Consider the following 14191-nt stretch of genomic DNA (forward strand, 5'->3'; position numbering starts at 1 on the left):
TTGTTGCGTTTGTAACTAACAAGACCAAACGAGACGCGGCGCGCGAATTTGGCGCCGGCGCCGGTCCGGCCTATGATGGCCCGGTCCCGGCTTCCGGCCGGGCTGTCTGTCAAAACGGTCCTTCGGGTGGGAGGTTCGCCATGGGGAGATTGTCGGCCATCGCATGTGCGATCGGGCTTTTCGCGACCACGCCGGTGCTGGCCGACGAGATCCGCGGCAGCGCCTTCAAATCGGGCAATTGGGAAGGCGGGGCCTACGATGCCGATGGCGGGTTCAGCCACTGCGCGATCTCGGCGGCCTACAAATCCGGCATCCGGCTGCATTTCGCCATCGACAAGGACTATTACTGGCGCATGGGCATGTCGCATGCCGACTGGACCATGCAGCCCGGCGAGAACCTCGCCATCCGCTACCAGATCGACAAGCACAAGGTCGTCTCGGCGACTGCCAAGGTGATCTCGTCCGGTTTCCTGCTGGCCGAGCTGATCGCCAAGGACTATTTGTTCGACCAGTTTCGGCGCGGCCGGCTTTTGAAGGTCGAGGCCGGCGGCCAGCTTTATTCCTTCACCCTGAGCGGCACGTCGCGTGCCCTGGCGCGCACGCTCAAATGCGTCGGGCGCTATCTCGACCATACCGCACCGGTCGCCAGGGCGCCCGCGCCCGCACCGGCCGCAAAGGCGCCGGCGCCGATCGCCAAGACGCCAGCCGCGCCGGCGCCCGCCGCCAAGGCACCGGAAAGAGCCGAAACCCCGGCCGTCGCCGCGCCGCGCTTGCCGGGTTCGGGCGTGCCCAAGACACCGGCCGCCCCGCCCGAACGGGTGGCGGCGGCCAGTCCGCCGGCCAAACCCACCGCGCCGCCGCAGACGCCGGCCGCAGAAACCGGCCCGGCTTATGCCGAGTCACCCAAGGACATACTCGATGCGACCCGCTTCGTGATCGCGCTGTTTACCGCGAGCGAGTTCGCCGACCACAAGCTGACCGACCAGGGCGAACTCGACGCCGAGACGCCGGAGTTCCTGCGCCGGGCGGCCGTCGGCTGGACCTCGCCCGATACGCGCGGCACGTTGCATGTTTTCACGGCCGGCGCGGCCGCCGGCACGGTGTTGGCCGACATGATCGCCACGGATTCACGCAAATGCGCCGGCTCGTTCGCCTCCGGCAAGAAACCCGCCGAGGACGACCCGGCGGTTCTGACCGCCTTCACCGCCTGCAAGACGGGCGAGGCCTACGATTTCTATGCCGACTACCTCGCCTTCGAGGCGGGGTCGGGGCAGATCTATCTGATGTCGAGCCTGCAGGCGGGCACGTCGGCGATCAATCGCGAGGTCTCCGGCAGGCTGGCGCGCAACGTCGCGCTGGTCAGGCAATAGAGCGAATAGGGCGCCGTCAAGCGGTTTGCTGCGCCGGCCGCCTGACCTTGTCGGCCGCCTCGGCGACCAGCGGGCTCAGCCCCTCGCCGCCGGCGTCGACGATCTCGAAGAACTGACGCCGCATGCGCGGCTCCCAGAAATCGTTGATGTGTTTGGCCACGCCCTCGGCCGCCTCGGCGGGCGGCATGGTCTCGAAAAAGCGTCCGATCTGGTTCGCCATGTAGACGAGCTTGTCCTTGCCGGTGCGCGTTTCGTGCTCAGGCGACATTCTGGCTGGCTCCGTTCCTGATCCGCTCGGGATGGGTGAAGATGTCGAACTCGTCGCCGCGCACCAGCGCGACCAGCGTCATGCCGGCCTCGTCCGCCATGCGGATGGCGAGCGCGGTCGGCGCCGAGACCGCGATGATCGCGCCGGCGCCGATGGCCGCGGTCTTCTGCACCATTTCCACCGACACGCGCGAGGTGACGACGACCGCGCCGCTGGCCCCGTCGATGCCTGCTTTGGCCAGCGCGCCGGCAAGCTTGTCGAGCGCGTTGTGCCGGCCGACATCCTCGCGCGCGGCGACGATGCCGCGGCCGGGGCGGTAAAAGCCGGCCGCGTGCACCGCGCCGGTCTCGGCGTGCAGCGGCTGCGCCTCGGCCAGCAGCCTGGCGGCGCCCGCGATGTCGTCGGCCGAAAGCGTAAGTATAGACTGACCGACATCCGCGACCGCGCGCATCGCCTCCTCGATCGATTCGATGCCGCACAGGCCGCAGCCGACAGGGCCGGCCAACCTGCGCCTGCGCGCCTCGAAGCGCCGGTTGGCCGTGTCCTTGAGGCGGATCTGGATATCGATACCGGGCCCGGCGTCTTCGATCGTGATCGCGTCGACCTCGTCCGGTGCCGCGACGATGCCCTCGGTCAGCGCGAAGCCGAGGGCGAAATCCTCGAAATCGGCCGGTGTCGCCATCATCACCGCATGGGTGGTGCCGGCGAAGCTGAGCGCCACCGGCGTCTCCTCGGGAACCATGCGCGCGGCCGCCCGGTTTGCGCCGGCGCGGCGGGCGATCCGCGAGGTCGAACTCAGCGGCGGCCGGGTCATGACGCGGCCATCCTCATTCCGCCGCTTCCAGCGGCCGGGCGATGCGGCGGGCCAGCCGGGCCTGTTCCTCGTATTCGACCTGCCAGTCGGACGGCCCGTTCGACGGCGAGACCTGGACGGCGGTCACCTTGTATTCGGGGCAGTTGGTCGCCCAGTCGGAAAACTCGGTGGTGACCACGTTGGCCTGGGTGTCGGGGTGATGGAAGGTGGTGTAGACCACGCCCGGCGCCACCCGGTCGGTGACCAGCGCCCGCAGCGTCGTCTCGCCGGCCCGGCTCCTGATCCTGACCCAGTCGCCGTCGCGCAGGCCGCGCTGCTCGGCGTCGTGGGGATGGATCTCCAGCCTGTCCTCGCTGTGCCACACGACGTTGTCGGTGCGCCGGGTCTGCGCGCCGACATTATATTGCGACAGGATGCGCCCCGTCGTCAGCAGCAGCGGGAAGCGCGGCCCGGACTTTTCGTCGGTGGCGACATAGTCGGTGCGGATGAACTTGCCCTTGCCGCGCACGAAGCCGCCAATATGCATGACCGGCGTGCCGGTCGGCGCCTTGTCGTTGCAGGGCCATTGCACCGAGCCCTCGCGTTCCAGCAGGTCGTAATCGACCCCCGCGAAGCTCGGCGTCGTCAGCGCGATCTCGTCCATAACCTGGGCGGGATGGGTATAGGCCCAGTCGAGCCCCATCGCCTGGGCGAGGCGCTGGGTGACTTCCCAGTCGGCCAGCCCGTTTTTCGGCGCCATCACCTTGCGCACGCGGTTGATGCGCCGCTCGGCATTGGTGAAGGTGCCGTCCTTTTCCAGGAAGGTCGAACCGGGCAGGAAGACGTGGGCGTAGTTGGCCGTCTCGTTGAGGAACAGGTCGTGCACGACCACGCAGTCCATCGCCGCCAGGCCGGCGGCGACGTGCTTGGTGTCGGGATCGGACTGCAAAATGTCCTCGCCCTGGATGTAGATGCCCCGGAACGTGCCCTCGACGGCGGCGTCGAGCATGTTGGGGATCCGCAGGCCCGGTTCCGGGTCGAGCGCGACGTTCCACACCGCCTCGAACACCTCGCGCGTGGCGTCGTCCGACATGTGGCGATAGCCCGGCAATTCGTGCGGGAAGGAGCCCATGTCGCAGGCGCCCTGGACGTTGTTCTGGCCGCGCAGCGGGTTAACGCCGACGCCCGGCCGGCCGATATTGCCGGTCAGCATGGCGAGATTGGCGATCGCCATCACCGTGGTCGAGCCCTGGCTGTGTTCGGTCACGCCGAGCCCGTAATAGATCGCCGCATTGCCGCCGGTGGCGTAGAGCCTGGCCGCGGCGCGGATCGTGTCGGCCGCAACGCCCGAAACCTTCTCCACCTCTTCAGGGCTGTGCTGCGGCTCGGCGGCGAAGGCGGCGAAATCCTCGAATTCCGACCAGTCGCAGCGCTCGCGGATGAAGGCCTCGTCGAACAGGCCCTCGGTGACGATCACGTGGGCGAGTGCGGTCAAAACCGCGACATTGGTGCCGGGCCTGAGCGGCAGATGGTGCGCGGCCTCGACATGCGGCTGGCGCACCAGGTCGATGCGGCGCGGGTCGATGACGATCAGCTTGGCGCCCGCGCGCAGCCGCTTCTTCAGCCGCGAGGCGAACACCGGGTGGCCGTCGGTCGGATTGGCCCCGATGACCAGCGCGACGTCGGTGTGCTCGACCGAATCGAAATCCTGCGTGCCGGCCGAGGTGCCGAAGGTGGTCTTCAGCCCGTAGCCGGTCGGCGAATGGCACACGCGCGCGCAGGTATCGACATTGTTGTTGCCGAAACCCTGGCGGATCAGCTTCTGGACAAGGAAGGTCTCCTCGTTGGTGCAGCGCGAGGAGGTGATGCCGCCGATCGCGCCCTTGCCGTACTGGTACTGGATGCGCCGGAACTCGCCGGCGACATGCGCGAACGCCTCTTCCCAGCTGACCTCGCGCCAGGGGTCGGTGATCTTGTCGCGCACCATCGGGTTCAGGATGCGGTCCTTGTGGGTGGCGTAGCCCCAGGCGAAGCGGCCCTTGACGCAGGAATGGCCGCGATTGGCCTTGCCGTCCTTGTAGGGCATCATGCGCACCAGCTCGTCGCCGCGCATCTCGGCCTTGAACGAGCAGCCGACGCCGCAATAGGCGCAGGTCGTGACCACCGAATGTTCCGGCTGGCCGATCTCGATCACCGATTTCTCGCGCAGCGTCGCGGTCGGGCAGGCCTGCACGCAGGCGCCGCACGACACGCATTCGGACTCGATGAACGGCTGGTGCATGCCCGCCGACACGCGGCTTTCGAAGCCGCGCCCCTCGATCGTCAGCGCGAAGGTGCCCTGCACCTCCTCACAGGCGCGCACGCAGCGCGAGCACACGATGCATTTGGACGGGTCGTAGGTGAAATAGGGGTTGGATTCGTCCTTCTTCATCCAGCGGAAATTCTCCGCCCCGTCGCCGGCGCGCCGGGCATGGACGTGGTTTTCGCCGTCATAGCCGTAGCGCACGTCGCGCAGGCCGACCACGCCGGCCATGTCCTGCAACTCGCAATCGCCGTTGGCCGCGCAGGTCAGGCAGTCGAGCGGGTGATCGGAGATGTAGAGCTCCATCACGCCGCGGCGGATGTCCTTGAGCTTGCCGGTCTGGGTCTTGACCACCATGTCGGGCGCCACCGGCGTGGTGCACGACGACGGCGTGCCGTTGCGGCCTTCGATCTCGACCAGGCACAACCGGCACGAGCCGAAGGCGTCGACCATGTCGGTGGCGCACAGTTTCGGGATCTGGATCCCGGTTTCCATCGCCGCGCGCATGATCGAGGTGCCTTCCGGCACGGTGACCGAAAACCCGTCGATCGTCAGCGTGACGTCTTTGTCGGCGTCCGATTTCGGGGTTCCGTAGTCGATTTCGGTGATCAGACCCATGGGATCGCTCCTGAACCGAATGTCTATCCTGCCGCCTTATCGCGGCGGCAATGGGGAAGGGCGGCGAGGCGCTCGGTCACTCCGCCGCCTCATTCATCGCCCGGGGACGAAAATCCTCGGGAAAATGCGTCAGCGCGCTCATCACCGGATAGGGCGTGAAGCCGCCGAGCGCGCATAACGAGCCGAACTTCATCGTGTTGCAGAGATCGCTCACCAGCGCGATTTGCGTGTCGAGCGCCTCGCCGGCGGCGATCTTGTCGATCACCTCGACGCCGCGGACCGAGCCGATCCGGCACGGCGTGCACTTGCCGCAGCTTTCGACGGCGCAGAACTCCATCGCGAAGCGCGCCTGTTTGAGCATGTCGGCCGTGTCGTCGAACACCACGATGCCGGCATGGCCGATCAGCCCGTCCTTGGCCGCGAACGCCTCGTAGTCGAACGGCGTGTCGAACAGGGCGCGCGGGAAATAGGCGCCGAGCGGGCCGCCGACCTGCACCGCCTTGACCGGGCGGCCGGTCGCCGTGCCGCCGCCGATCTCGTCGACGATCTCGCCCAGCGTGAGGCCGAAGCCGGCCTCGAACAGGCCGCCATGGCGTACATTGCCGGCGATCTGGATCGGGATCGTGCCGCGCGAGCGGCCCATGCCGAAATCGCGGTAGAACCCCGCGCCCTTGTCCATGATCACCGGCACGGAGGCGAGCGAGATGACGTTGTTGACCACGGTCGGGCGGCCGAACAGACCCTTGTGCGCCGGCAGCGGCGGCTTGGCCCGCACCTGGCCGCGCTTGCCCTCGAGGCTTTCCAGGAGCGAGGTTTCCTCGCCGCAGACATAGGCGCCGGCGCCGACACGCACTTCGATGTCGAAGGCGTTGGGCGAGCCGAGCACGCTGGCGCCCAGAATGCCGGCCGTGCGCGCGATCGCGATCGCGGCGTCCATGACGCGGATGGCGTGCGGATATTCCGAACGCAGATAGACGTACCCCTTGGTGGCGCCGGTGGCGATGCCGGCGATCGCCATGCCCTCGATCAACACGAAGGGATCGCCCTCCATGATCATCCGGTCGGCGAAGGTGCCGCTGTCGCCCTCGTCGGCATTGCAGACGATATATTTGCGCGCGTCGGTCGTCGCGAGCACAGTTTTCCACTTGATGCCGGTCGGAAAGCCGGCGCCGCCGCGCCCGCGCAGGCCCGATTCCGTTACCTGCTCCACGATCGCGGCCGGCGTCATGGCGACCGCTTTTTCCAGCCCCGCCAGCCCGCCATGGGCGCGGTAATCGTCGAGCGACAGCGGGTCGGTGATGCCGCAGCGCGCGAAGGTCAGCCGGCTTTGCCGCTTCAGGAACGGAATTTCCTCCGGGTCGCCGAGCCGCAGCGCATGGTCGCCGCCGGCAAGCAGGTCGGCGGCCAAAAGCGCGGGCACGTCGGCGGCCGCGACCGGGCCGTAGGCGATGCGACCCCGCGCCGTCTCGACCTCGACCATCGGCTCCAGCCAGTAGAGCCCGCGCGAACCGTTGCGCACGATTTCGGCGTCGAGCCCCCGTTCGGCGAGCCCGTCGGCCAGAGCGCGCGCGACCTTGTCGGCGCCGAGCGCCAGTGCGCCGGAATCGCCGGGAACGAAGATCCGCGCCGTCACGACCGCACCTCGCGGGCGATCGCCGCGACCGCGTCCCGATCGAGGCGGCCTATCACCTGGCCGTCGACCATCGCCGCCGGCGCGCAGGCGCACAGGCCCAGACAATAGACCGGCTCCAGCGTCACCGATCCGTCGGCTGCGGTCTCGTGAAAGCCGATGCCGAGCAGATCCATCAGCCGCGCGGCGAGGGCGTCGCCGTCCATCGACTGGCACGCCTCGGCCCGGCACAGCTTCACCACGTGTCGCCCGGCCGGTTCGCGACGGTAATCGTGGTAAAACGACACCACGCCGTGCACCTCGGCCCGCGACAGGTTGAGCGCGTCGGCGATCACCGGCAGCGCTTCCTGCGGCACGAAGCCGAACTCGGCCTGCACGCCGTTGAGAATCGGCAAAAGTGGACCTTCCAGCCCTTGCGTCGCCGCGATGACGGCGTTGGTCCGTCCGGCGACATCCGCCGGCGCCTGGGTACCCTGCTGCTGCATGGCGTGCAGCGCCCTCCCTGTTCGGCGCGCCGAAGAGCGGCGCTAAGTGGTTAGGAAACCAGACGAAACCGCCACAATCAATAAAGCGGTTCCGTCGCTTGATAGAAAATTTCTATCAAACATCACTGCCAGCGAACCAATAGGTCAGCGGTCCAGGGCAAGCTTGTCTGTCAGCGCCGCAGTCCCGTTCAAAAGCGGCGCGGCTAATGGCGCAGCTGCATGATGGTGCTTGGCTGCATGTGAGATGGTTTTGAGGGACACGCCGCAATTGCGCGTATCTTGCGGAATTGCGACATTGAACAAAAAGGTCGAATATCTTATATGTCTTATGTCAACCAGTGGCAGCGTGCTGTCACTCCAAAAGCCGCAATGGAGCAATCCTGCGCGGCTTTTGCGTCTTTGGGTTCGGGTGCCCAATGAGAGCGATATTTTATATCGACGGTTTCAATTTCTACTATCTCAGGACAAAGAAGCAGCCGCAGTTTAAGTGGCTGAACATGAAAGCGCTTGCCGACCTAATCGTGCAATCCGGCACCACGGTTGACAAGGTTAATTACTATACGGCGCCGGTCTCAGGTAAAATAGATGATGATGCACCAAGGCGGCAGCAAAAGCTCTTCGCAGCATTGCGGACAGAGCCAAAAATTTCCATCCATAACGGTCGTTTTTTATATGCCGAGAAATGGGCTGGTCTGGTGCAGCCGCCAAGGGCGAAGCCCGACGGGTATGTTTGGAATATGCCAGCTCCTGCCGTCGTGTACGTGACCAAAACAGAAGAAAAGGGTAGCGATGTGAATTTAGGCGTTCATTTGGTTCGGGATGCCTTTGTGAATGCGTTCGACGTGGCCTACGTCATCACGAACGATACCGATCTCGTTGAGCCAATCCGTATCGTCACTCAAGAGGTCGGCAAACAGGTTTGCATTGTCGCACCGTGCCGCTCGCGAAGCTCGCGCCCTATTCCGTCCCCATCCTTGGAAGCCGTAGCGTCATTCAAGCATTATATCGATGATGCCGAACTGGCTGCGTGTCAGTTTCCTCCTGTCGTCAAGAGGGCGGGTAGAAAGGATATTGAGCGCCCTGCTACGTGGGTTTAGCGTCAGGCTTTTTTGCCATCGGCATAGGTGGCCAGTTTTGCGGCCTCGTCCAGAAGCGCCGCGACCAGCGGCACGTGCGGCTCGCGCCGTGTGGCGACCATGCCGACGATGTGGCTGGCGTCCGGCTCGACGATCGGAATCGCCCGGATCGGCTCGGAAAAGCCGAATGTCTCGGCCAGGTTGAGCGGCATGATCGAGGCCCATTTGCCGGTACGTATGTGGGAAAACAGCACGATCATCGAGTTCGATTCCAGCGTCGGCCGCGACACGGTGCCGGCCTCGGCCAGATGATGGTCGATGATGCGCCGGTTCTGCATGTCGGGGGTGAGCAGGCACAGCGGCAGTTCCGCGACCTCGGCCCAACTCACCTGGCTTCGATCCGACAGCGCGTTGCCGACGGCGGTGATCAACTGATAGCGCTCCGAATAAAGCGGCACCGAAGTGACGTTGCCGAGCGGCTCGTTGTCGAGATAGGTGATGCCGACATCGATGTCGAAATTGCCGAGCAGCGACAGCACCTCGATCGAGGTGCGCGACAGCACCGAGAAGCTGACGCCGGGATGGCGCTCGCGAAACGGCGTGGTGATGCGCGCCACCATGGCGAGCGCGGTCGGAATGGCGGCGATGCGGATGCGGCCCGACAGACCGTTGCGCGCCGCGCGCATCTCCTCGCGCATGGCGCGCGCGTCGCCGACGATGCGGCGCGCCCAGCCCAGAACCTGCTCGCCCTCGGCCGTCAGGCCCTGGAAGCGCGAGCCGCGCTTGACCAGCATCACGCCGAGCTGGTCCTCGAGCTGCTTGACGGCGGCCGACAGCGTCGGCTGGCTGATGCCGAGCGTCTCCGCCGCGCGGCCGAAATGCTGTTCGCGGGCGAGGGCGATGAAGAATTCGAGCTTGTCGATCATGACCGGACATTACCCCTCCCTACGCCGGCGCGCCACTCGCCGCGCCGGCCGGGGCGTTCAATCGCCGGGTTTCTTCTTGCCCGACAGCAGCGCGTAGATCGCCATCGAGTGGCCGTGGCCGAGCCCGAACTCGGCTTTCAGCCATGAGACGATCTGGTCCGCCTTCACTGCCGGCTTGAGCAGCGGCCCGTCCATCAGGCCCTTTTCTTCTGCCATCCGGTAAAAATCGTCGGGGCTCTTGCCGGTCTTTTTCTCGATCGTGTCGAGATAGGCCTGGAAGGACATCGATATGGCTCCGTTTATCTTATCGGCTCAGCCCTTTGCCGCGGCTTCCAGCGCCGCCACGTCGAGCTTGACCATCCCCATCATGGCGGCGGCGACGCGCCCGGCGGCGTCCCGGTCGGGACCCTGCATGAGACGCGGCAGCGCCTCGGGGACGATCTGCCAGGCAAAACCGTATTTGTCCTTCACCCAGCCGCATTGGACCGCGCGCCCGCCATCGGCGCACAGCCTGTCCCAATACGCGTCAACCTCCGCCTGGTCGGCGCACAGCATCTGCAAGGAGACGCTGTCATTGGGCGTGGCGTCGGGATGGGCGCCGCCGTTGAGGCACACGATGCGGTGGCCCTCGATGACGACTTCCGCCGTCAGGACCTGGCCTTCCTTCGTATAAGGCTCACCGCCGCCGGGCGCCCTGGCGATCGCGCCGAGCTCGGCCCGGCGGAACACCGAGGCATAGAAGCGGGCGGCTTCCTCGGCCTCGGCCTCGAACCACAGCCAGGTGCTGATCCTGCTTTCCATGTCGCTCTTCCGCTGTCGACGGTTCATGTCTGCGCGCAATTGATCATCCACGCCGTGCCGTAGCGGTCCTTCACCATGCCGAACTTCTTTGCCCAGAAAGTTGGTTCAAGGGGCATGGTCACCGTGCCGCTGTCGGCGAGCGCGTCGAAGATCTTTTCGGCGCGCGCCTCGTCTTCGAGCTGGATCGAGATCGACACGCCCTGCTGCTCGGCAGGCCCGAATTCCGGCGGCGTATCCGCGCCCATCAACTCGCCCGCCTCGGTGACGAGGTGGGCGTTGAGGATCTTGTCCTGCCATGCGGCCGAGACCTCGCTGCCCGCCGGGGTCTCGGCATGGGTGAGCATGGCCTCGATCCGGCCGTCGAGCACCTTGGCGTAGAATTCGAAGGCCTCGCGGCAGCGGCCGTCGAAGGAAAGATAGGGAACGAATTTCATCGCAATGTCCTTTTCGATCGTGGTGGCGGGCCGGGCCCGGTCCTTGCGTGGAAGCCGCCCGGTGGCAGGCTTTCACGATGACGACGAACGGCACGAGTGCGTTTCGACAGCAGCGGCCGATTTTTTCTCCGGCGCATGGCGGCGTGGCCGAAGCGAGCCAGTCGGCGGATTTGTCGCTCTTGGCCGGGCCGGCGATCTGTCTTATTCCAGGGTCGACGAGTTCCGGCCCGCGATCTCAGACCCAAGCGAATGCGAGAGATGTCATGAGCGTCACAAAACAAGCCGTCCTGGAAAAACTGCGCTCCATCAAGGGCCCCGATTTCGAGGGCGATATCGTTTCGCTGGGGCTGGTGTCGGAAATCTTCGTCGCCGACGGCAAGGTGTTTTTCTCCATTACGGTTCCCGCCGAGCGGGCCCAGCAGCTCGAACCGTTGCGCGCCGCCGCCGAGCGTGCGGTCAAGGCGATGCAGGGGGTAAACGGGGCGGTGGTCGCGCTGACGGCCGAGCGCAAGGGCGGCGGCATGGAACGCGCGCCGGCGCCGCGCCCGGCCCCGCCCCCGCAGGCGCAACGCCCGGCCGCCGCGCCGCAGGGCGCACCCGCGGGACGCCAGCCCGGCAAGCGCGAGGTTCCAGGCATCGGCGCCATCATCGCGGTCGCCTCGGGCAAGGGCGGCGTCGGCAAATCGACCACGGCCGTCAACCTGGCGCTCGCCCTCAAGGCGGCCGGCAAGCGCGTCGGTCTGCTCGACGCCGACATTTACGGGCCGTCCATGCCCCGCCTGCTCGGCATTTCCGGCAAGCCGGAGACCGTCGACGGCAAGATCCTGAAGCCGATGGAGAAATACGGCCTCAAGGTGATGTCGATCGGCTTCCTGGTCGAGGAGGAGACGCCGATGATCTGGCGCGGGCCGATGGTGGTGTCGGCGCTGACCCAGATGCTGCGCGAGGTTGCCTGGGGCGAACTCGACATCCTGGTCGTCGACATGCCGCCCGGCACCGGCGACGCGCAGCTGACCATGGCCCAGCAGGTGCCGCTCGCCGGCGCCGTCATCGTGTCGACGCCGCAGGACCTGGCCCTGATCGACGCCCGCAAGGGGCTGAACATGTTCCGTCGGGTCGACGTTCCCGTGCTCGGCATCGTCGAGAATATGAGCTATTTCATCGCGCCCGACACCGGCAAGCGCTACGACATTTTCGGTCATGGCGGCGCCGAGGCCGAGGCCGGCCGGCTCGGCGTGCGCTTTCTCGGCGCCGTGCCGCTGGAAATGGCGATCCGCGAGACGTCGGATGCCGGCGCGCCGGTGGTGGCGAGCGAGCCGGACGGCCCCCACGCCGAAAAATACCGCGCGATCGCCGAGGCCGTCCTGGCCGGCATGAGCGCCGAAACCCAGCCGGTTCCCGATATCGTCTACGAATAGGCGACCGGTTCGCTTCGCGGCGCAAAGGGCCGGGCGGCAAGCGCTCGGGATATCCGCGGTGGAATCGTGCAATCGGATTTGCTAATCAAAACCCTGCGTTGTCCTTCGGGACACGTCGTGGGGCACATATGATTGTTTGTTTCTCGGGCAGGCCGGGCTTGGCGGCGCCTGTCGAACGCGGATTGAAGGGGGCGGGCGTGTCCGTCGTTTGCGTGCACGCGGCCGCGATCGGGGGGCGCGAGTGAGCAGCCGGCAGTTCACGCGGCAGGTGGCGACGATCGTGTCGATCGACGCGGCCGGATTCTCGCGCCTGATGGGCATGGATGACGAGGCCGCCGTCGCCGCCTTCGAGAGCCATCGCGACATCATCCGCGACTGCTGCGCGAGCCATGGCGGGCGCATGTTCGGTCCCGCCGGCGACAGCATGATGGCCGAATTCGGCGCCCCGGTCGACGCGCTCCTAGCCGCGATCGAGTTCCAGCGGCGCATCGCCAGTGCCAATCAGGAGGTGCCCGAGGCCGGGCGGATGGCGTTTCGCGCCGGGATCAATACCGGCCAGGTGATCGTCCGCGACGAAAGCCTTTATGGCGACGACGTCAACATCGCCGCGCGGCTGCAGGAAATCGCGCCGGAGGGCGGCGTGGTGGTGTCGGAGACGAGCTGGCACCATCTGCGCGGCGTGGCGGCCGTCCGCTTCGCCGATCTGGGCGTGCAGGAGTTTCACAATATCCTGCTGCCGGTGCGCGCCTTCCGCGTCGACCCGCCCGACGCGGGCGCCGTGAACGAGACCGACCGAACGGTAGAGGCGCTGCCCGCCTCGGCGTTCTCCTTCTTCCGTGCCGACGGCAAGGGCGGCCCGCCGGCGATCGCGGTGCTGCCGTTCCGCATCGAGGGCGGCGCCCCCGAGATCGGCTACATGGCCGAGGGCATCGCCGAGGATATCGTCGTCGGCCTGTCGAACACGCGCTGGCTGCCGGTGATTTCGATGAATTCCAGCCTGCAGTTCAGGGACGAGGCGGTGTCGCCGGAGGCGGCCGGCCGCGCGCTCGGCGCCCGCTATGTCGTCACCGGGACGATCGCGCGCGCCGGCGACATGCTGCGGGTGCGCGTCGCGCTCGACGACGCCTCGACCAACCGCACCATCTGGTCGCGCCGGTTCGACCGCGAGCTCGCCGACATGTTCGCCATGCAGTCCGAGATCGGCAACGAGATCGTCGCCATGCTGGAAAAGGAGGTCGACCGCGTCGAGCAGGCGCGCACCTTCCGCATCCCCTGGGAGGGGCTGGAGAGCTGGCAGCTCGTGCGCCGCGGACGCTGGCACATGCAGCGCCGCACGCGCGAGGACACCGCGCTGGCGCTGGATTTTTTCGAAAAGGCGCATGAGCGCGACCGCAACGCCAGCACCGTGCTGAACGAGCTCGCCTGGTGGTATTTTTGGCGTTCCTGGCTGAATTTCGGCGATGGCGGCGAGTATCGCGAGGATCTGGCCCGGGTCGAGGACTATTCTCGCAAGGCGCTCTACATGGACAGCCAGGACGCGCGGCCGCACGCCCATCTCGGCATCGTCGACATCATGCTGGCGCGGCCGGCCTCCGCGCTCGAGCATTTGTCGGAGGCGCTGCGCATCAATCCCAGCTTCGCCTTCGCGCGTTCGGCCATGGGCAGTGCGCATCTGCTTCTGGGCGAGCAGAAACGCGCGATCCCGCTTTTCCTCGACGCCGACCGGCTGAGCCCGTTCGACCTCTACCGGTTCCACAATCTCGGCGAGCTTGCCGCCGCTTATTGCTTCGACGAGGATTGGCGGGCGGCTGCGACCGCGGCCGACCGCTCGCTGTCGCTGGCGCCGTCCTACTGGTATGCGCGCTTCCTGAAGATCGTGGCGCTGGGCGCGCTGGGCGAAGGCGCCGCCGCGGCGGCGGAACACGCGATCCTGTTTGCCCGCCACCCGCAATTTTCGACCACGCGCGTGGAATGGGTCCCCTACAGCCGGCCCGAGCTCAACCGGTTCCTGATTGCGGCCTACGAGCGCGCTGTCGCGCAGTGCGAGCAAGAAGAGCGCTAGACGGTCGG

General features: G+C 66.7%; 13 protein-coding genes. 4 read left to right on the top strand and 9 right to left on the bottom strand.

Annotated elements, in window-relative coordinates:
* Positions 1 to 140 precede the first annotated feature (140 nt).
* Positions 141 to 1370 carry a hypothetical protein gene (locus tag C7T96_RS18985; RefSeq protein WP_106572829.1) on the top strand — a complete coding sequence of 410 codons (1230 nt, stop codon included), beginning with the start codon at positions 141 to 143 and terminating at the stop codon, positions 1368 to 1370.
* Between the two features lie 16 nt (positions 1371 to 1386).
* Here the strand turns inward: C7T96_RS18985 and C7T96_RS18990 are convergent, their stop codons facing one another.
* The 5 genes from C7T96_RS18990 to C7T96_RS19010 form a co-directional block, all read right to left on the bottom strand.
* Positions 1387 to 1638, bottom strand: coding sequence for a formate dehydrogenase subunit delta (locus C7T96_RS18990; RefSeq protein WP_106572830.1), 252 nt, complete (start codon positions 1636 to 1638; stop codon positions 1387 to 1389).
* On the bottom strand, positions 1628 to 2452 hold the full coding sequence (fdhD, locus tag C7T96_RS18995; protein WP_106572831.1) for a formate dehydrogenase accessory sulfurtransferase FdhD: 825 nt from the start codon (positions 2450 to 2452) through the stop codon (positions 1628 to 1630). The genes C7T96_RS18990 and fdhD overlap by 11 nt, the downstream gene beginning before the upstream one ends.
* Before the next feature lie 13 nt (positions 2453 to 2465).
* A complete protein-coding gene (fdhF, locus tag C7T96_RS19000; RefSeq protein ID WP_106572832.1) occupies positions 2466 to 5351 on the bottom strand; it encodes a formate dehydrogenase subunit alpha in 2886 nt (961 codons plus the stop codon).
* Positions 5352 to 5427: 76 nt separating this feature from the next.
* Positions 5428 to 6984, bottom strand: a complete 1557-nt coding sequence (locus C7T96_RS19005; RefSeq protein ID WP_106572833.1) for an NADH-quinone oxidoreductase subunit NuoF — start codon at positions 6982 to 6984, stop codon at positions 5428 to 5430.
* Positions 6981 to 7466 carry a formate dehydrogenase subunit gamma gene (locus C7T96_RS19010; protein WP_106572834.1) on the bottom strand — a complete coding sequence of 162 codons (486 nt, stop codon included), beginning with the start codon at positions 7464 to 7466 and terminating at the stop codon, positions 6981 to 6983. The genes C7T96_RS19005 and C7T96_RS19010 overlap by 4 nt, the downstream gene beginning before the upstream one ends.
* 416 nt (positions 7467 to 7882) lie before the next feature.
* On the opposite strand from C7T96_RS19010, the gene C7T96_RS19015 reads away from it, so the two are divergent.
* Positions 7883 to 8563: an NYN domain-containing protein gene (locus C7T96_RS19015; RefSeq protein WP_106572835.1), complete on the top strand. Its 681-nt coding sequence runs from the start codon at positions 7883 to 7885 to the stop codon at positions 8561 to 8563.
* 2 nt (positions 8564 to 8565) lie between these two features.
* On the opposite strand, the gene C7T96_RS19020 is transcribed toward C7T96_RS19015, so the two are convergent.
* From C7T96_RS19020 to C7T96_RS19035, 4 genes are read right to left on the bottom strand one after another with little or no spacing between them, the layout of a single operon-like run.
* The gene (locus C7T96_RS19020; RefSeq protein WP_106572836.1) at positions 8566 to 9468 is read right to left on the bottom strand and encodes a LysR family transcriptional regulator; all 903 of its coding nucleotides are present in this window, start codon (positions 9466 to 9468) and stop codon (positions 8566 to 8568) included.
* A gap of 57 nt (positions 9469 to 9525) precedes the next feature.
* Positions 9526 to 9753, bottom strand: coding sequence for a DUF4287 domain-containing protein (locus C7T96_RS19025; protein ID WP_106572837.1), 228 nt, complete (start codon positions 9751 to 9753; stop codon positions 9526 to 9528).
* A 27-nt stretch (positions 9754 to 9780) separates the two neighbouring features.
* Positions 9781 to 10269 carry a VOC family protein gene (locus C7T96_RS19030; RefSeq protein WP_106572838.1) on the bottom strand — a complete coding sequence of 163 codons (489 nt, stop codon included), beginning with the start codon at positions 10267 to 10269 and terminating at the stop codon, positions 9781 to 9783.
* Between the two features lie 23 nt (positions 10270 to 10292).
* Positions 10293 to 10703 carry a VOC family protein gene (locus C7T96_RS19035; protein ID WP_106572839.1) on the bottom strand — a complete coding sequence of 137 codons (411 nt, stop codon included), beginning with the start codon at positions 10701 to 10703 and terminating at the stop codon, positions 10293 to 10295.
* Positions 10704 to 10966: 263 nt separating this feature from the next.
* Here C7T96_RS19035 and C7T96_RS19040 point away from each other — a divergent pair, with 263 nt between their 5' ends.
* Positions 10967 to 12121, top strand: coding sequence for an Mrp/NBP35 family ATP-binding protein (locus C7T96_RS19040; protein ID WP_106572840.1), 1155 nt, complete (start codon positions 10967 to 10969; stop codon positions 12119 to 12121).
* Between the two features lie 241 nt (positions 12122 to 12362).
* Positions 12363 to 14183: an adenylate/guanylate cyclase domain-containing protein gene (locus C7T96_RS19045; protein WP_106572841.1), complete on the top strand. Its 1821-nt coding sequence runs from the start codon at positions 12363 to 12365 to the stop codon at positions 14181 to 14183.
* Positions 14184 to 14191 lie beyond the last annotated feature (8 nt).

The organism is Nitratireductor sp. StC3, from assembly GCF_003015025.1.
Taxonomy (GTDB): domain Bacteria; phylum Pseudomonadota; class Alphaproteobacteria; order Rhizobiales; family Rhizobiaceae; genus Mangrovimarina; species Mangrovimarina alexandrii.

Excerpts from the sequence above, each read along its gene's own strand:
- C7T96_RS19040 (WP_106572840.1), top strand. The coding sequence starts at position 10,967 with ATGAGCGTCACAAAACAAGCCGTCCTGGAAAAACTGCGCTCCATCAAG.
- C7T96_RS19030 (WP_106572838.1), bottom strand. The coding sequence starts at position 10,269 with ATGGAAAGCAGGATCAGCACCTGGCTGTGGTTCGAGGCCGAGGCCGAG.
- C7T96_RS18985 (WP_106572829.1), top strand. The coding sequence starts at position 141 with ATGGGGAGATTGTCGGCCATCGCATGTGCGATCGGGCTTTTCGCGACC.
- C7T96_RS19025 (WP_106572837.1), bottom strand. The coding sequence starts at position 9,753 with ATGTCCTTCCAGGCCTATCTCGACACGATCGAGAAAAAGACCGGCAAG.
- C7T96_RS19010 (WP_106572834.1), bottom strand. The coding sequence starts at position 7,466 with ATGCAGCAGCAGGGTACCCAGGCGCCGGCGGATGTCGCCGGACGGACC.
- fdhF (WP_106572832.1), bottom strand. The coding sequence starts at position 5,351 with ATGGGTCTGATCACCGAAATCGACTACGGAACCCCGAAATCGGACGCC.
- C7T96_RS18990 (WP_106572830.1), bottom strand. The coding sequence starts at position 1,638 with ATGTCGCCTGAGCACGAAACGCGCACCGGCAAGGACAAGCTCGTCTAC.
- C7T96_RS19020 (WP_106572836.1), bottom strand. The coding sequence starts at position 9,468 with ATGATCGACAAGCTCGAATTCTTCATCGCCCTCGCCCGCGAACAGCAT.
- C7T96_RS19035 (WP_106572839.1), bottom strand. The coding sequence starts at position 10,703 with ATGAAATTCGTTCCCTATCTTTCCTTCGACGGCCGCTGCCGCGAGGCC.
- C7T96_RS19015 (WP_106572835.1), top strand. The coding sequence starts at position 7,883 with ATGAGAGCGATATTTTATATCGACGGTTTCAATTTCTACTATCTCAGG.
- fdhD (WP_106572831.1), bottom strand. The coding sequence starts at position 2,452 with ATGACCCGGCCGCCGCTGAGTTCGACCTCGCGGATCGCCCGCCGCGCC.